Raw genomic sequence first — 16,999 nt, 5'->3', positions numbered from 1 at the left:
GAATGGATGTACTTGGAAAAGAAGGAGACCCAGGCTCAGCCGCCGCGACGGTCGAGCTTCTGGATAGGTCCGGTCCACCACCACAGCGCAGCCAGCGACAGCGGCACCAGCGCGGCAACGAGGATGAAGATCGGGGCGTAGGAGTGGCGGGTCAGCACCGGCACCAGCCAGGTGGTGATCAAGGTGCCGGCGACCGCCGCCAGGCCACCCAGGCCTGCCAGCGTGCCCACCGAACGGCCGTCGAACAGGTCGCCGGGCAGGGTCTGGATGTTGCCGATGGCTACCTGGAAGCCGAACAGCACCGCAGCGATCGCCAGCACCGCCAGCAGCGGCTGGTTGGCCAGCACAGCACCCAGCAGGGCAGGGGCCATGATCACGCACCCCAGGGTGATGGCCAGCTTGCGGGCGCGGTCCACGCTGTGTCCGGCGCGGATCATGCGACCCGACAGCCAGCCGCCACTGAGGCTGCCCAGCATCGCGCCGACGAAGGGTACCCAGGCGAAAAGGCCGATCTGCTTGATGTCGAAGCCGAAGGTTTCAGCGAGATAGATCGGCAGCCAGGATACGAAAAGCCACCAGATAGGATCCAGCAGGAAGCGGCAGGCGAGCATGCCCCAGCTCTGGCGATGGGCCAGCAGCTCGCGCACGCTGGCTTTGGGCGCCGCCTCTATCTGTTGCCCGGCCTGGTCTTGCTGGATCAGTCGGCGCTCGGCATCGCTCACCCACGGATGCTTGTCCGGCCCGGCGCGGTAGACAAACAGCCACGGCAGCAGCCACAGGAAGCCGATCGCACCGACCAGCACGAAGGTGCCGCGCCAGCCCAGCCACAGATAGAGGCCGGCGATGGCGGGTGCGGAGACGATCGCGCCGATCGACGCACCCGCGTTGAACACGCCCTGCGCCAACGCGCGTTCGCGCGCAGGGAACCACTCGGCATTGGCCTTGACCGCGCCGGGCCACGCACCCGCTTCGCTGATGCCGAGCATCGCCCTTACCAGGCTGAAGGAGAGCATCGAATGGGTGATCGAGTGCAGCGCGATCGAGATCGACCACACGCTGATCGACAGGGCGAAGCCCAGGCGCGTGCCGATCATGTCGAACAGGCGACCGAACAGGAACTGGCCGGCGGCGTAGAACAGCATGAACACCGTTACCAGCAGGGCATAGTCGTCCTTGGTCGCGCCTACTTCCCTGGCGATTTCCGGCCACATCACCGCCAGTGCATTGCGGTCGATGTAGTTGATGACCGTAGCGACGGCGATCAGGCCCACGATCAACCAGCGCACTGCTGAACGCACCGGCACCTTGCGCAGGTTGGCCACCACGGCAGGGCCGTTCATTTTCCGTCACCCTTGCTGCGGTCCATGCGTGCATGGCTGCCGCTCCAGCGGTAGGCATGGCCGTCCACGGTCACGCTGTGCTCGCCCTTGGCGCTGCTGTCGTCGGCCACGCCGAGGGCGATGCGTGCACCGCTGGCCAGGCGCAGTTCGATCACCTCTGCATCGCTGCCCCGGCTGCGCACGATGTCCTTGATGCGGCTGTCCGCGCCGTGCACGTACTCGGCGGTGCCGTTGTACTCGCCATGCGGCTCCAGCACACTGAAGAAGGTCACGTCCTTCTGGCCTTCCACGCGCTGCAGCAGGGCCGGTTCACGGCGCAGGTTGAACTCGGGATCGTTGGCACCACTTTCCACCAGCAGCGCCTGTGCCGGCGCACTGCTGCCGAAGCGGTAGGTGTAGAAGCGCCCATCCAGCAGCCACGCCAGCGAACGCGATTCGCTGCCGGGCGTGCTGCGTGCATCCAGCCACAGGTGCTGGTAGCCGTTGTCCTTGCCCAGCACCGGGCGCTGGGTGGGGAAGTGTTCTGCCTCGAAGCCGGTGGTGACGATGTGGCCCTTGAAGTGCAGCGGCAGGTCGTAGCGCGCGGCCTTGTCGCCGTGCACCTGCAGCAGGTCCAGCACCACCGGCAGGCCCAAGTCGGGATGGCGCAGCAGCGCCTGGGTGCGGGTGAACACCACGCCGGGGTAGGCATCGCGCATGGTCGCCGAGGCAACCTGGGTATCGGCATCGGCCTGGAAGAAGCGCACCTGCGGGGCATGCTCCTCGCCGCGCTTCCAGTCGCCCTTGAAGTGGCTCTGTTCGTCCACCACCAGGGTGTTGTGGGCCACGGTCTGTTTGGCCCAGCTGCGGTTCTCGGCCAGGTAGATGCCCCCCCGCTTGGCTTCCACGTTGAGGAAGCGGGCAGCGCCGTAGTCAGTCACCACCGGATTGCCGTTGTCGTAGAACAGCCAGTTGAGTTTGTCGAAGTGGCCATGGCCCATGCCCTGCATCGTGTCCTTCTGCACCAGCGCCTGGCCGCGTTCGCCGTTTATGCGCAGGATCGCCAGGCCACCGCGGTCGCCGTCCGGGCCATCGCGCAGCAGCATCGGATGGTAATCGAAGGGCTTGGCCTGGTTGGCGGCCAGTGCTTGCGCCACCTGTAGTCCCTCGGGGGACAACAGCAGGCGTTTCTGCTGCTGGGCCACCGACAACAGGCGGTCGTCACCGGTGCGCGCATAGGCAATGCCGATACCGGCCACCAGTTCCTCGGTATCGATGCCCTTGTCCAGGATGGCATCGTTGATCGGGAAGAACAGGCCGTCATAGCTGGACTGCACCAGCACATCCACCGCCTTCAGCAGCACGCCGTCGCGGCGCGCGAAGATCCTGCGCTGCGGCTCGTTGCGTTCGATGGCGTTGGCGAACAGCAGGAACGGTGCCAGTGCGTAGCGCTGGTAGTACGGGCCTTCCTCGTAATAGCCATCGGGCGAGAACAGCAGGTCGATCTGGCGAAGGAAGCCGAACTGATCGTTCTTCTGGCTGCCGCGCAACGATTTCTCCACCAGCTCAGGGTCGCGCAGCACGTAGCCGGTCATGCCAGTGGCGGCCACCGCCCAGGTGGCGTGGTTGTGGATCTGGTCGTAGTTCTTCGGCTCGCTGACGAGGAACTCAGCCATCGGCCGGAACACCTTCGATTCGATGGTGTCGCGGTCCTCGGCGGACAGCGCGTCGCGGATCGCGTCGTAGCCCTGGATGGCATTGACCAGCCACACCGAATCGTTGAGCACCTGCCAGAACACGCGGCCTGGAATCTGTCCGCGGCCTTCGGGGTGCGGGCCCAGGGTGGGGTAGAGCCTGGCGTACTGCAGCAGCATGTCGCGCGCGTAGTCGACATAGACCTTGTCGCCGGTCAGCCGGTACAGGGTGCCGGCCGCCATCAGGGCCTGGTAGTTGCGCTTGTGCTGTTCATGGGTGCGGCCGCCGCCCTTGTCCTTCGGTACCGGCACGTCGATGCCGGCCTTCATCATCTTCTTCAGCGATTTTTCCGTGCGCGCCTGTTCCTTGGCGAACCACGGGTAGCGGCCGCCTTCGCTGGCCATCCGCTGCCACTGCGCTGCGGTCACCAGCACCGGCGCGGTGTCGGCCTGCCTCGCTGCGGCAGCGGGGGCTGCGAACAGCGGCGCGGCCGGCAGCAGGGCAAAGGGGGTGGCCAGGGCCAGGGAGACGAACAGCGGCTGCAACCTCATCGATCAACTCCATTGCGGGTGCGTGACAGGGCAACTTCGCCCACCTTGGGATACCAGTTGACGCCGGTCGCCTCGCGCGCGGTCATCGCCAGGGCAGGATCGGCGCCCACGGCGGGCAGCGCAGGCGCGGCCACCCACAATCCGCTGGCAGCCTGCTGCAGGCTGACGCCACGCCCCTCTACGCCGCCCGGGAATACGGTGCTGGCTGCCGGTGACTGCACGTTGCCACTGAAGTCGATGCCGGCCAGCGAACTGGCGGCATTCGGCGGGTTCCTGCTGGTGCGGTTGACGATCAGGTTGGCGCTGAAGCGGCTGTTGCTGGCGGCGACCACGATGCCCTTGGCCTCATCATGGCCGACGCCGAAACTGATCTTCGCCACGTCCACGAAGGTATTGCGGCTGATCGTGGCATTCACCACCGGCGCATAGCCGGACAGCGGCGGATCGGCCTGCGCGTCCATCACCGCCAGCGCGGAACGGTTGCTGGAGCCGGCCAGTCGTTCGAAGTAATTGTTGCTGACGGTCTGGTCGGCATTGATGATGCGCACGCCGCCGGTGCCGGTCTTGTCGTCGCCCAGGAACACGTTGTCGATCACCCGGTTGCCGTTGCCATGGCGTAGCGTGAGCGCGCCGGCCGAACGGTAGAACACGTTGCCGCGGTAGGTATTGCCGCCGGACTTGTTGCTGATGATCTCGGTCTCGCCGTCGCAGCCTTCGAACCAGTTGTTCTCCACCGTACTGTTGGAATCGCTCAACGAAGTGTCGCTGGTGCCGACGCGGAGGGTTTCGCCGCCGTTGACGCCCAGCGCCGGGCGCGGTCCGAACCAGTTGTGGTCGATGCGGTGCTGGTTGTCCAGGCCCTGGGTGGCATCGCGCACCACCACTACCGTGGGCCCGGCGTTGGTCTTGCCGCGCAGCTGGCTGTGATCCAACCGGTTGTTGCTGCCATACAGCGATACCCAGTAGTCCTGGTCGCTGGCATCGGGGTTGGTGTAGTCATCGATCACCAGGCCGGTCACCCGGCTGTGGCGGGCCACCGCCTTGCTGGATTCGCGGAACGCCACCACCGCATCACCCGGCGTATAGCCGTTGCGGAACACCAGGTTGGACACCTGCAGGTAGCTGCCCGCCAGGCGCAGGTCCGAACGTCCGCTGAGGACGACCTTGCCGGCGGTCTGCGCGCGCAACACGATCGGCGCGGCTGCCGTGCCCTGGCCTTTCAGCAGCAACCGCGCGTCGGTCCAGGTGCCGTCAGCCAACACGATCTCATCGCCGGGCTGCAGCGCCGAGGCGGCGGTCGTGAACTCAGCGACATCGTGGACGAGCCAGCTGGCTGCACTTGCCGCTGAAGTGGTCAGGCACATGGTCAGACCAGTGGTCAGGCAAAACAGTGATGGATTGCGGAGCGGATGTCGAGCAAGCGGACGAATGCGCATGAAATCCTTCCAGAGGCGGCCGTGCCGTCGTTTCAGGGTGGGTCTGCATACCACTTTCGAGTCCGTTGTAAGCCAGCTTTCGCGCAAAGTCATGCTGCATGAGCACATTAAATTGCGTTCAACTGGTATGGATCAAAGGCATTTGAACGTTCACATACCAATTGGTTGACATTTTCATCTCGCCGTGCCGAAGCTGCGTCCCACGCCTGGCATGCAGGCGATCCTTTGGGAGGAGGAAACCATGCGGCGACCCGCCGGAGCAGTGCACAGCATCTCGTTGTCCCCCACACCCCTGATCGTGGCGCTGCTTGCCGTGCTGGCAGGCATGCCCGCGGCCCAGGCGCAGTCCAGCAAGGACGCGTCAGGGCAGGATCCCACCACGCTGGACCAGGTGCGGGTCACCGGCATCCGCGAATCAATGCAGAGTTCGATCAACAAGAAGCGCGACGACACGGTCATCGCCGACGTGCTCTCGGCCGATGACATCGGCGACCTGCCGGCACCGTCGCTGGCCGATGCGATCGAGACCTTGACCGGCGCCGCCTCGACCCGCGACAAGACCGGCGCCTCGGAGATCTCGATCCGTGGCCTGGGCGCCTTCCTCAGCAGCACCAACTTCAATGGCCGCGAGATCACCAACGGCAGCGGCGACCGCTCGGTGAACTTCAACATGTTCCCGGCCGAGCTGATCAATACGGTGGCCATCTACAAGACCCAGCGCGCCGACATCATCGAAGGCGGCGTGGCCGGCACCATCGGCCTGGAAACAGTGCGCCCACTGGAGTACGGCAAGCGTGCAGTGCAGCTGGACCTGCGCGGCAGCTGGGCGGAGTACGACAGCAAGTACCGTGACAAGGACGGCATCGGCTATCGCGGCACCGCCAGCTACATCGATCAGTTCGAGTTCGGCAACGGGCAGAAGCTGGGCATCTCGCTGGGCTTCCAGCGCCTGGACGGCACCGATCCGGAAGAGAGCATTACCAGCGGTTCCACCTGGTATGCCTGCGATGGCACGCAGAACGTGGGCAATGCCAACTGCAACGAAGTGTCCGCGCAGGCCATCGCCAACGGCGCGCCGTACTACCTGGTGCCGAGCAGCCGCATCTACCGGCTCAAGCAGGAGCGCAACGACCGGCAGAGCGAGTTCGCCGCGCTGCAGTGGCGGCCCAATGACGTGGTCGAGCTGAATGTCGACTTCGAGCACACCGAGCGCAACTGGTATGAGAACCGCAGCGATCTGAGCCTGTCCAACGCACGACGCGGCATCACCCAGCGCGAGGTTGACGAAGACGGTATCGTGCGCCACCTGCACGGCAGCACCTCGATTGATTCCACCTCCAACCGCTACTGGCGTGGCGAGGAATACACCGGGGGTGGCCTGAACCTGATCCTGCGCCCGACCCCGGCCTGGGAGCTGTCTACCGATCTTTCCTACTCGCACACCAATCGCCTCGACAGCGAGCGCATGACGCGCCTGCGCGCCAACCAGCGCGACGTCAACAATGCCGTCGTGCCCGGTATCAGCAGTGGTGCCACCGGCTACGTGGACTATGACTGGGACTGGCACGGCGAAGTGCCCAGTGTTGCCCTGGCGCCGAACTTCGACCCCAACAACTGGGACGCCTATACGGGGGCGGCGCGGGTGACCTCCAGCGCCACCGAGAATGACCACAGGATCAAGGCCGGCCGCTTCGATGCCAGCTTCATGCCGGAGTCCGGTTTCTTCACCCGCATCAAGGGCGGCGTGCGCGCCAGCCAGGCCGACTACCGCCTGCGCGACAACACCCTGGTAACCGACTACGACCAGCGCGTGGCGGCCGACAAAGCGAAGATCATCGCCGCCAACCAGGCCTGCCGTGCACCCTTCCCGCAGGATGACTTCATGGATGCCGCCAGCGGCAACACGATCTCCTCGTGGGCGTACTTCGATCCGAACTGCCTGTACCAGTCGTTCCGCGGCAGCCTCGACAGCGGGCTGGATCCGGGTTTCCAGGATCCGAACAATGTCGATATCACCGAGAAGACACGCGCGCTCTATCTGATGGGTGAGTTCAGCAGCACCCTGTTCGGCTTGCCGGTGACCGGCAACCTCGGCCTGCGCTGGGTCAAGACCGATGTTCGTTCTGAAGGCGTGCGTACCGGGCTGCGCATCGAGGACAACGGTGACGGGACGATCCGCCTGCAACCCACCGGCGAGTACAGCACGCAGGTGTTCAAGGCGGGCAACGACAAGCTGCTGCCCAGCCTCAACGCGGCCTTCGAGCTGCGCCCGGACGTGTTGCTGCGGGTCGGTGCATATCGCGCGATGTCACGGCCGGACATTGCCGCGCTGGGTGCCGGGCGCACCATCAACGTGAGCAGTGATGCCACCTACGGCAACCTGGCCGACGCGCTGGATGACATCAGCGCCAGCGGCAACCCCGCCGCGCAGCCGCTGATGTCCTGGAACGGCGACCTTTCCCTGGAGTGGTACCCGAACCCGGACACGATGCTGGCCGGCGCGGTGTACTGGAAGCAGTTCAACGGCGGCACCGCCACTGCGCTGGTGCCTGAGACCTACACCATCGACGGCCAGAGCGTGACCGTGCCGGTGCGGCAGCAGGTAACCACCGACGAGAACAGCACGCTGACCGGCTTCGAGCTGACCGCCACCCATCGACTGTCGTACCTGCCCAAGCCGTTCGACGGGCTGGGTTTCAAGATGAGCTACAACTACGCCGATGCCGACTATCAGACCCAGGACTCGCGACTGGGCGAGCAGCTGGCCAGCGATGGCACGATCATTCCGGCCATCGTGCCACCGGCTGGCCTGAGTGGTTTCTCGCGGCACGTGCTGTCCGGCTCGATCTACTGGGACGTCGGGCGCTTCAACATCCAGGCCATCGGCAAGTTCCGCTCGCACTACTACCAGGACTTCACCGGCAACACCGCGCAGCAGAACCGCTACTACGATGACAACACCAGCGTGGACCTGCGCCTGCGCTACCGGGTGAACAAGCAGTTGTCGCTGTCGCTGGAGCTGATGAACCTGACCAACGAGCCGCGCGTGGCCTACCAGCCGCTTTATGGGAACTTCCGCGAAGTGGTGACCTACGGGCGGCGTGCGTATTTCGGTGTACGATACAAGTTCTGAACAGGGCGGCGCGGCCAGTGGTCGCGCCGTCGCTCCAACCGGACCCTTGCCGGCCGCGGTGGCAGGGCAGGGACCCGGAAGGAATCGCCAAGGGTCAGCCGCATGTCCGCCAACCGCCTTTACCAGACCATCGCTGCCAAGCTCCGCAAGCTGATCGAGGACGGCGAATTTCCGCCGGGCTCGCGGCTGCCGGGCGAGCGTGAGCTGGCCGAACGGTTCGGTGTCAGCCGGGTCACCATCCGCGAAGCCGAGATCGCACTGGAAGCGCAGGGCTGGATCGCCATCCGCATCGGCTCGGGCGTGCATGTGAAACCGCGCCCGACGCAGGCGTCCGGCGGGCTGCCGGATGTCAGCGCCTTCGACCTCACCGCCGCCCGCGCGGTATTCGAGGCCGAGGCCGCCGCTCTGGCTGCCAGCAATCTGGATGATGCCGGCATTGCCGAGCTGCAGGCGTTGGCCGAAGCGCTGTGCCGTCGCGACCTGAGTGACGCGGAAGCCGGCGAGTACGACCGCCGTTTCCACCTGGCCATCGCACGGCTTTCCGGCAACCCGGTGGTGGAATTCTTCGTGCAGCAGATCTGGCGCATGCGCAGCGAACTGCCGCGGGTGACCGAGGTCTATGCCCGGGTCTGCCATGATGATGGCGCCAGCCGTGCGGACGAGCACATGGCGATCTTCGAAGCCCTGCGCGCGCGTGATCCGGTGGCCGCGCGCAATGCGATGCGCCATCACTTCCAGCGCCTGTTCGAAGCCATGCTGCAGGCGACCGAAAGCCAGGCGCTGGAGGAGATCCGCCGCCGTACGCAGCAGGACCGCGAACGGTTCATGGCAACGACGCGGATCTGAGCGCCGCGTTCAACACAATCGGCGCTGCGACCTTCAGCAGGGCAGCTCGCGCTCGAAGCCTGATGGATATGAGAAATGGGCATGACTGCGCCGATGCCCAGCCTGTCCGCAATGCCTACACTGCCCGCGGGTCATAGACGGCCCGTTGAGAAAGCTGCATACACACAAGGAGCAGGGCATGAAGTTCTCGCTGTTGGGCGCGGCGCTGCCATTGGTGCTGGCACTGAGTGGAGTCCCCGGTGGGGGCGTCAATGCAGGACCGATCGCGGGCACGGCGACCGCCACTGTAGTTGCGAAGGCCACGTACGCGCCGGATTCGCTGGAAGCCGGTTACATCGTCGATTGGATCAAACGGAATTCGCCCGCCTACGCGCCGGCGTTGCAGACGGGCGAACTGGCCATCTCGCACAGCTATCAGTCTGCTGGCAGCCTGAAGCCGGCCGGTGCGGCGGGCCCGCCTGTTCCATTGCCTGCACGCGGTGTGGAGGGCGAGGTCATCTCGATCTCCAATACCTTGCCGAGCGGTGCTTCCGAGTCGTGGACATACCGATGGTCGAGTGGGTCGTGGAAGCTGATCAAGTACAGCTTTGATGCATGCCAGGGCCCGGCCAGCATCGGTGCGAAGGGATCCGGCACGGAGATCGCTGCGAAGGGACCCTGCATCGACTGAGGGTGACCGGTCCTGGCAGAACTGAACCAGGCCTGCTGCAGAGCAGTGGTGCCCCGGGAGATCATCATCCCGGGGCGCCGCTTCATACCTTGGCGTGCCCTGCATCGTGTCCTTCGAGCATTGACCTCGGCGATCGGGCGGAGATCACCCACGGCCCGAGCCAGTCGCTGGGTCATGCAACCCACGCAGCTTCTTCTTGTTGATCTTGCCCACGCTGGTCCGCTCGATCGATTCCACGAAACTGACCCGTTCCGGAATCGCATACCGTGAGATGTCCCCTGAGCGGCTTCGCGCAGCGACCAGTTCGATGATCTCCGCTTCGGTCACCTCACTGCCAGGCTGCCTGACCACCAGCGGCAACGGCCGCTCGCCCCATTTCGTGTCGGCGATGCCGATCACCGCGACTTCGCTGACCGCCGGATGCAGGGCGATGATGTCCTCCAGGGCGAGCGAGGAGATCCACTCACCGCCGGTCTTGATCACATCCTTGATCCGGTCGGTCACCCTCAGGTAGCCGTATTCATCGATGTTGCCGATGTCCCCGGTATGCAGATAGCCTCCTGCCCACAGTGCTGCAGATGCATCCGGATCGTGCAGGTAGCCCTGGGTGAGCCAGGGGGCGCGCGCCACCACTTCACCGGTGGCGATGCCATCATGGGCGACATCGCCCATGTCCGGGTCGACGATGCGCAGGTCCACCAGCGGCACCGGAATGCCGGCCTTGGTGCGCAGTGACAGCACCTCGTCGGCATCGGTCACGCTGTCCACGTCGATCTGGGCGATGGTCAGCAGAGGGCAGGTCTCGGACATGCCATAGCCGCCGAAGATGTCGATGCCCCGCGCCAGTGCGCGCTGCGCCAGGGCACGGGGCAGGGCGGCACCGCCGATGATCACCTTCCAGCCCTCCAGGTCGGTCTGCGCGGCGTCCGGGTGCTCCAGCAGCATGTGCAGGATGGTTGGCACGCAGTGCGAGAAGGTCACCTTTTCGCGGGCGATCAACGCCAGCAGTTTCGCAGGCAGGTAGCGCCCCGGATAGACCTGCCTGATGCCCATCGCGGTAGCCACGTAGGGCAGGCCCCACGCGTGCACATGGAACATCGGGGTGATGGGCATGTAGACATCGTCACGATGCAGGCGGCCTTGACGGGGTGCACCGCCAAGCGCGGCCATCGCCGCCAGCGAATGCAACACCAGCTGCCGGTGGCTGAAATACACGCCCTTGGGCAACCCGGTGGTTCCAGTGGTGTAGAACACCGTGGCACGGGCGTTCTCGTCGAAGTCCGGGAAGCGGACGATCGGCGTGGCATCGCGCAACCCCGCTTCGTACTCGGTGGCGAAGCCTGGCGGCAGCGGACCGCCTGCATCGTCCAGCAGGATGCGCGTGCGCAGGTCCGGCAGCTGCTCGTCGATGGCGTCCAGCAGCGGCAGGAACTCGCGGTTGGCCAGGATCACCCGCGCCCCGCTGTGGTTCAGCGTGTAGGCGATCTGCTCTGGGGCCAGGCGCACGTTCACCATCATCAGCACCGCACCGATCATCGGCACGGCGAAGTAGGCCTCCAGGTAGCGGTTGCTGTCCCAGTCCATCACCGCCACCGTGTCGCCGTGGCCGACTCCCAGCGAGGTCAACAGGCCGGCCAGCTGGCCGATGCGCGCCTGCAGGGTGCGGTAGTCGAATCGGACCTGGTCGCCGTAGACGATTTCCTGTTCAGGGCTCACCGCCAGCGGCATCAGCAGCAGCTGCTTGATCAGCAGTGGATAGGCATTGGCATCGGGAGTGGGGGCAGATGACATGGCATTTCCTCGTGGGCGGCGTTGCGGTCGCCGGCCTTCTCCGCACCACACTAGCAAGCCCTTCCTGCTGCACCAGCGTACCTAGGTACCTGTTCCCGCGCGCACCCGATTTGATAATCTCGCCAGGACATGCCCACCCTGCTCATCGCCGACGATCACCCTTTGTTCCGCGCGGCACTGCATCGCGCGGCGGAAGAGGCGGTCGCCGATCTGCAGATCAGCGAAGCTGATTCGCTGGACAGCGTGCTGGAGGTGATCGAGAACCAGTCGATCGATCTGATGCTGCTGGACCTGCACATGCCGGGCAACCACGGACTTGCCGGGCTGGCCACGATCCGTGCGTTGCAGCCGGGCCTGGCGATCATCATCGTCTCCGCCAACGAGGAGCCGCAGGTCATCCGGCGTGCCATCGACCTTGGCGCCGCGGGCTATCTGCCCAAGAGCTCGGGTTTGAACGAGCTGCAGTCCGCGCTGCAGTCCGTGCTGGAGGGCGAGCGCTGGATCCCGGCGCTGCTGCGCGAACCGGTGGCACGGGTGGCGACGTTCAGCAGGGATGCCGACCTGGCCGCACGCCTGGCCAGCCTGTCGGCACATCAGTACAAGGTGCTGGGCCTGGTGGCCGAGGGCCTGCTCAACAAGCAGATTGCCGACCGGCTGGGCGTACAGCTGCGCACGGTCAAGGCACACATGACACGCATCATGGAGCGGCTGGGCGTGCGCAACCGCGCGCAGGCCATCCGCGTGCTGCACGAAATGGGATTGGCCGATCCGTCCCGGCAGATCGAAGAACTGCCTGAGCCCTGACCGGTCAGGGCGTGGTGCTGGCCGCCAGCAGGTGGTTGATCGCCCAGCGCAGCGCCAACGGTTTGAACGGCTTGTTGAGCAGGGACAGCCCAACGCCGCGCACCGCCTCGCGCGTATCGCTGCCGGCATCCGCACTGAGGATCACCGTCGGACGCGGCCCATGCATGCCTACCAGCCGCTTCCACAGCGCAACACCGGTATCGCCATCATCCAGGTGATAGTCGAACAACCACAGCGCCGCCTCGTGCGCTGACGGTCCGATGTCATCGGCTTGGCCTGCCGCGATGACATCGCAACCCCAGGAAAGCAGCAGCTGCCGCATCGCCTCCAATGCGTCCGGGTCGTTGTCGACCACCAGCACGCGGACTCCCTTGAGCGCGCTGCTGCCGGCCGCCGGCGGCGAGCTGCGCGGGGTCGCAGGGGGTGCTGCGCGTTGCACGCTGATCGAGAAGGCCGAGCCGTGCTCGGGCACGCTGCGCAGGTGCAGGGGTGCGTGCAGCAGGTCGGCGATGCGGTGCGCGATGGTCAAGCCCAGGCCCAGTCCCTGGCCGTTGCTGCGATCGACCCGGTGGAATTCCTCGAACACCACCGCCTGCTGCTCCGGAGCAATGCCGGGGCCGGTGTCATGCACACCGATCAGCAGTGCCTGTCCCTGGCGGCGCACACCGAGCAACACACCGCCATGGCGGGTGTAACGAATGGCATTGGCCAGGAAGTTCTGCAGCACCCGGCGCAGCAGCAGGGGGTCACTATGGACCCAGGCCTGGCTCCGCACATGGCGGAACTGCAGGCCGCGCGCCGCCGCCAGTACCGCGAACTCCTGCGCGAGCGGATCCAGGACGGTCGACAGCGCGAAGGGGCGCGGATCGGCGACCAGCCCGCCCGCCTCAAGACGGGAGATATCCAGCAGCCCGGACAGCAGGTCGTCGGTGGAGTCCAGCGCACCACGGATCTGGCGCAGGAAACTGTCGAGGAACTCCGATTCGATGTGCTGCGACATCGCATCGGTCAGCAGCTGCGCCGCATGCAGTGGCTGGATCAGGTCGTGGCCGACCGCCGTCAGGAAGCGTGTCTTGGCAACGTTCGCGCGCTCGGCTTCGTGCACTGCCTGTTCCAGCCGTGCGGTGCGGTCCTGTACGCGGCGCTCCAGGGTTTCATTGCTGCGCTTGAGCGCTTCCTCGGCGCGGCGGAAGGCGGTGACGTCGGTGAAGGTGGCCACGTAGCCACCGCCGGGCATTGGATTGCCACGGATCTCGACGATGGTGTTGTCGGGGAAGATCCGTTCGGACAGATGCGGCGTGCCACGCCGCATGTGTGCGGCGCGACGCTGCAGGGCCTTGTCGCGAGAGTCACCAGGGCCGTCGCCGATCTTCAGTTCGGCCAGCGCCCACGCTGTCAGATTGACCACCGGCTGCCCGACCTGCAGCAACTCGGGCGGAAACTTGAACAACGCGGCGTAGCGGCTGTTCCAGGCTACCAGCTGCAGCTGCGCGTCGACCACGCTGATGCCCTGGCTCATGTTTTCCAGCGCCGCTTCCAGCAGGCGCTGGTTGAAGCGCAGCGCCTGGGTGGCTTCGCCTACAGCACGGGTTACCGCATCCAAGGGCGCGGCACCGCCATCGCGAGCGGCCTCCACCAGCAGGCGCGCCATGCCCGCGCCGACCACGGCGCTCAGTTCGCGTTCGATGGTGATGACCCGGTCGTCGTCCAGCAGCTGCCCGGCATGCCCATCCATCAGTTGCCGGGCCCGCTCCTGGCCGAGGAAGCGTCCGGCCGTCCTGCGCAGCGAGGCTGCCGCCACCGCATCCCGTCGTCGCGGCAACGAGGGACGCACCGCGCGCGACACCAGCGCAACCGTCAGCAGGTTGACCGCCAGACTGGCGCCCATGCTGATGGCGATATGGCCCGACTGCAGGCGCAGCGAGACCACGGACAGCCAGTGCAGGTCATCGGGCCCCGAGGCGGGGGGCGTGGCAGGGATCACCATCGGCAGCAGCACCAGCCACAGCCAGGCCAACGACCCCAGCACGATGCCGGCGATGATGGCCGGAGAGGGCGTGCGCGGGCGATACACCGCCAGCAGGACCGCCGGCGCCAGCTGCGAGAGGGCGGTGAAGGACATCAGGCCGAAATCGCTGAGTGCCTCGGTGTCGCTCATCGCCCGGCTGTACAGCCACGACATCAGGAACACGGCGAGGATGCCGGCACGGCGGAAGGCCAGCACGCGTGGACGCAGGTCGGCCGCCGCGGCACCGCCGGCAATACCGTCCAGCAACCGTGAGCCGAAGCCATGGTTGCCGAGCATGATCGACAGGGTCAGCCCGGACAGGATCATCATGCCGGTGGCGGCGCTCAGGCTGCCCAGATAGGCCAGCAAGGCCAGCAGGTGGTGGCCACCGGCCTGCGGCAGCGCCAGCACGTACAGGTCAGGCGACACCGATGCGGGCAGCTGCGCGGCACCGGCCAGCGCCATCGGCACCGAGGGCAGCCCGATCAGCAGCAGGTAGACCGGGAACAACCAGCGTGCCGTCCTCAGGTCCGAGGTCTGGCGCAGCTCGACCACGCCGACATGGAACTGGTGCGGCAGGGTGAACGCGGAGATCGCGCCCAGCGCGACCATGGTCAGATAGTCCGGCATGATGGCCGGTGGCGGCAGCTGCGTCATCTTTTCCAGCAGCGGCGTGCCCGCCTGGCGCACCGACAGCGCCGCATAGAGGCCAATGGCGAGCAGCGCCACCAGCTTCAATACCGACTCCAGCCCCAGTGCGACCACGATGCCACGGTTGGGCTCGGTGGCCGATGCCTTGCGTGCACCGAACAGCAGGGTGAACGCGGCCATCGTCAGGGCGAACCAGAACGACATGTCCAGCTGCGCGGCAGCAGGCGCGAAACGATCGCCCAGCAAGGCGCCCAGGCCCTGACTGACGGCTTTCAGCTGCAGGGCGATGTAGGGAATGATGCCGAACAGTGCCACCAGGGTGATGGTGAAGCCGAGGCCGCGATCGGCACGCAGTCGTGCGACGACCAGATCAGCGATGGTGGCACTGTTGTGCTGCTTGGCCAGCCGCCCCAGGCGGAGCAGGAAGGGCAGGCCGAACGCAAAGATCAACGCCATGCCGGCCAGGGTGGGTGGAATGGGGAAGCCCCATTGCAGTCCCTGCGAGGCCGCGCCGTAGTAGGTCCACGCGGTGCAGTGCACGGCCAGCGACAGCGCGTAGATGAGCGGCCATGCCTTCGAAAGCCGGTGCCCCCGGCGCTCACCCCACAGCGCCACGCCAAACAGCAGTGCGGTCCATGCAATGCAGGCGAAGAGGACGATGGAGGGCGTCAACATCGCTCCAGTGTAGGGAGAGAACCGGGCAGGGGGGGGCTAGGGGACGACCACGATCAGTGACAGCTGCTCAGCGACCAGTGCCAGCTCGCCATCGGCAACCCGCTCGACGGCCTTGTGCTGGGTCAGCAGCCACTGGCCGGGCTGGCGCGCCTCCAGTGACACCAGCTGCGAGCGTACCCGCACCCCGGACCCGCTGGGTACCGGCGCCAGGAAGCGGACCTTGTTGAGGCCGTAGTTGAGCACATGGGCGATGCCGGGGAAGCCGGTGAGGGCGGCCACATCGTCCTGCACGGTGAGCGAGAGCAGCAGGAAACCGTGCGCGATGGTCTGCCCGCCCGGCAGCTGCGTCTGCGCGCGGCCTGGATCGACGTGGATCCAGTTGTGGTCGCCGGTGGCGTCGGCAAAGGCATCGATGCGCGCCTGGTCCACGTGGGTCACGCCACTCACCCGCTCGCTGGCCGCCCACTGCTGCAACGCCTGCAGCGCGGGAGGCAGGTTGCTGTCTGCACTCACGCCACACGCTCCAGCAAGGTCAGGATCGCGTCACGTGCCTCTGGCTCGGACAGCATCGGAGCGTGTCCCACATCCGGCACTTCCACCAGGCGGGCACTTTCCGAGGTGGCCGCCATCTGCCGCGCGACATCGGCCGGCAGGATGTCGGACAGCGCACCGCGCACCACCAGTACCGGCACCCGTGCGGTCAGCCCACGAACCGCACGCCACAGCACCGGCCGCAGCAACCACAGCAGCCAGGGACGTGTCGTTCGGATCACGGCCGGATCGTAATCCAGCTCCAGCAGCCCATCGCTGCGCGGGCGGAAGGTGCGCACCGCCATCTGCCGCCAGTCGTCGGTACTGAAGCGAGGGAACGCGGCCTTGCCGATGGATTCCACGTAAGCGGTGGCTTGCACCAGGTCCATCGGCGGCACCGGCTTGCCGGCGTACTTGCCGATCCGTGCCAGCGCCTCACGCGGCACCTTGGGGCCGGCATCGTTGAGCACTGCGCCCGCGATCCGCTCGGGCGCGCGCGAGGCGAGGGTGATGGTCACCAGCACGCCCAGCGAGGTGCCGACGAATACCGCCTTGGCGATGTTCTGCGAGCGCAGCAGCGCAACCATGTCATCCGCATAGGCACGCGGGTTGTAGCTGGACGGGTCATATGCGCGTTCCGAGCCTGCGCGACCGCGCAGGTCGACCGCGATCACGCGCCAGCCCTCGGCGGTGAGCACATCGGCAAGCGCATCGAAATCGGCGCCATTGCGGGTCAGCCCGGGAATGCAGACCACCGTGCCACGCGCTGCCTGCCCCGCATCGGGTGCATGGTCGCGCGCGTGCAGGCGCAACCCATCATTGCTGTTCCAGTACAGGTCGTCGTAAGACTGCGTCATGCAGAAGCTTCCTGGAGATCGTAACGGATGCG

General features: G+C 66.3%; 11 protein-coding genes. 4 read left to right on the top strand and 7 right to left on the bottom strand.

Annotated elements, in window-relative coordinates; genetic code table 11:
* Positions 1-35 precede the first annotated feature (35 nt).
* Genes ACZK3J_RS12165 through ACZK3J_RS12155 form a run of 3 tightly spaced genes read right to left on the bottom strand, consistent with a single transcriptional unit; the run spans position 36 to position 5,001 of the window.
* Positions 36-1,340, bottom strand: a complete 1,305-nt coding sequence (locus ACZK3J_RS12165) for an MFS transporter (RefSeq protein WP_478475856.1) — start codon at positions 1,338-1,340, stop codon at positions 36-38.
* Positions 1,337-3,565: an oligoalginate lyase gene (locus tag ACZK3J_RS12160; RefSeq protein WP_478475855.1), complete on the bottom strand. Its 2,229-nt coding sequence runs from the start codon at positions 3,563-3,565 to the stop codon at positions 1,337-1,339. Before ACZK3J_RS12160 ends, ACZK3J_RS12165 begins: the two co-directional genes overlap by 4 nt.
* Positions 3,562-5,001, bottom strand: a complete 1,440-nt coding sequence (locus ACZK3J_RS12155; RefSeq protein WP_478475854.1) for a polysaccharide lyase 6 family protein — start codon at positions 4,999-5,001, stop codon at positions 3,562-3,564. Before ACZK3J_RS12155 ends, ACZK3J_RS12160 begins: the two co-directional genes overlap by 4 nt.
* A 241-nt stretch (positions 5,002-5,242) precedes the next feature.
* On the opposite strand from ACZK3J_RS12155, the gene ACZK3J_RS12150 reads away from it, so the two are divergent.
* The 3 genes from ACZK3J_RS12150 (at position 5,243) to ACZK3J_RS12140 (ending at position 9,650) form a co-directional block, all read left to right on the top strand.
* Positions 5,243-8,134, top strand: coding sequence for a TonB-dependent receptor (locus tag ACZK3J_RS12150; protein WP_478475853.1), 2,892 nt, complete (start codon positions 5,243-5,245; stop codon positions 8,132-8,134).
* 102 nt (positions 8,135-8,236) lie between these two features.
* Positions 8,237-8,980 carry a FadR/GntR family transcriptional regulator gene (locus ACZK3J_RS12145; protein WP_032127248.1) on the top strand — a complete coding sequence of 248 codons (744 nt, stop codon included), beginning with the start codon at positions 8,237-8,239 and terminating at the stop codon, positions 8,978-8,980.
* A 178-nt stretch (positions 8,981-9,158) separates the two neighbouring features.
* Positions 9,159-9,650, top strand: a complete 492-nt coding sequence (locus ACZK3J_RS12140; RefSeq protein WP_257471405.1) for a hypothetical protein — start codon at positions 9,159-9,161, stop codon at positions 9,648-9,650.
* Between the two features lie 144 nt (positions 9,651-9,794).
* Here the strand turns inward: ACZK3J_RS12140 and ACZK3J_RS12135 are convergent, their stop codons facing one another.
* Positions 9,795-11,441 (bottom strand): fatty acid--CoA ligase, encoded by a 1,647-nt coding sequence (locus ACZK3J_RS12135; protein ID WP_478475852.1) that lies wholly within the window; start codon positions 11,439-11,441, stop codon positions 9,795-9,797.
* A 129-nt stretch (positions 11,442-11,570) separates the two neighbouring features.
* Here ACZK3J_RS12135 and ACZK3J_RS12130 point away from each other — a divergent pair, with 129 nt between their 5' ends.
* Positions 11,571-12,245 carry a response regulator transcription factor gene (locus ACZK3J_RS12130; RefSeq protein WP_032127250.1) on the top strand — a complete coding sequence of 225 codons (675 nt, stop codon included), beginning with the start codon at positions 11,571-11,573 and terminating at the stop codon, positions 12,243-12,245.
* A gap of 4 nt (positions 12,246-12,249) precedes the next feature.
* Here ACZK3J_RS12130 and ACZK3J_RS12125 read toward each other — a convergent pair whose 3' ends face one another.
* Genes ACZK3J_RS12125 through ACZK3J_RS12115 form a run of 3 tightly spaced genes read right to left on the bottom strand, consistent with a single transcriptional unit; the run spans position 12,250 to position 16,967 of the window.
* Positions 12,250-15,579, bottom strand: coding sequence for a hybrid sensor histidine kinase/response regulator (locus ACZK3J_RS12125; protein WP_478475851.1), 3,330 nt, complete (start codon positions 15,577-15,579; stop codon positions 12,250-12,252).
* Between the two features lie 36 nt (positions 15,580-15,615).
* Positions 15,616-16,092, bottom strand: a complete 477-nt coding sequence (locus tag ACZK3J_RS12120; RefSeq protein WP_478475850.1) for a MaoC family dehydratase — start codon at positions 16,090-16,092, stop codon at positions 15,616-15,618.
* Complete coding sequence (locus ACZK3J_RS12115; protein WP_049461116.1) at positions 16,089-16,967, bottom strand: alpha/beta fold hydrolase; 879 nt, start codon at positions 16,965-16,967, stop codon at positions 16,089-16,091. The genes ACZK3J_RS12120 and ACZK3J_RS12115 overlap by 4 nt, the downstream gene beginning before the upstream one ends.
* Positions 16,968-16,999: the final 32 nt, after the last annotated feature.

The organism is Stenotrophomonas sp. 86428_Sma (assembly GCF_056481585.1).
This window is presented reverse-complemented; position numbering and strand designations above follow the sequence as displayed.

Excerpts from the sequence above, each read along its gene's own strand:
- ACZK3J_RS12165 (WP_478475856.1), bottom strand. The coding sequence starts at position 1,340 with ATGAACGGCCCTGCCGTGGTGGCCAACCTGCGCAAGGTGCCGGTGCGT.
- ACZK3J_RS12160 (WP_478475855.1), bottom strand. The coding sequence starts at position 3,565 with ATGAGGTTGCAGCCGCTGTTCGTCTCCCTGGCCCTGGCCACCCCCTTT.
- ACZK3J_RS12155 (WP_478475854.1), bottom strand. The coding sequence starts at position 5,001 with ATGCGCATTCGTCCGCTTGCTCGACATCCGCTCCGCAATCCATCACTG.
- ACZK3J_RS12150 (WP_478475853.1), top strand. The coding sequence starts at position 5,243 with ATGCGGCGACCCGCCGGAGCAGTGCACAGCATCTCGTTGTCCCCCACA.
- ACZK3J_RS12145 (WP_032127248.1), top strand. The coding sequence starts at position 8,237 with ATGTCCGCCAACCGCCTTTACCAGACCATCGCTGCCAAGCTCCGCAAG.
- ACZK3J_RS12140 (WP_257471405.1), top strand. The coding sequence starts at position 9,159 with ATGAAGTTCTCGCTGTTGGGCGCGGCGCTGCCATTGGTGCTGGCACTG.
- ACZK3J_RS12135 (WP_478475852.1), bottom strand. The coding sequence starts at position 11,441 with ATGTCATCTGCCCCCACTCCCGATGCCAATGCCTATCCACTGCTGATC.
- ACZK3J_RS12130 (WP_032127250.1), top strand. The coding sequence starts at position 11,571 with ATGCCCACCCTGCTCATCGCCGACGATCACCCTTTGTTCCGCGCGGCA.
- ACZK3J_RS12125 (WP_478475851.1), bottom strand. The coding sequence starts at position 15,579 with ATGTTGACGCCCTCCATCGTCCTCTTCGCCTGCATTGCATGGACCGCA.
- ACZK3J_RS12115 (WP_049461116.1), bottom strand. The coding sequence starts at position 16,967 with ATGACGCAGTCTTACGACGACCTGTACTGGAACAGCAATGATGGGTTG.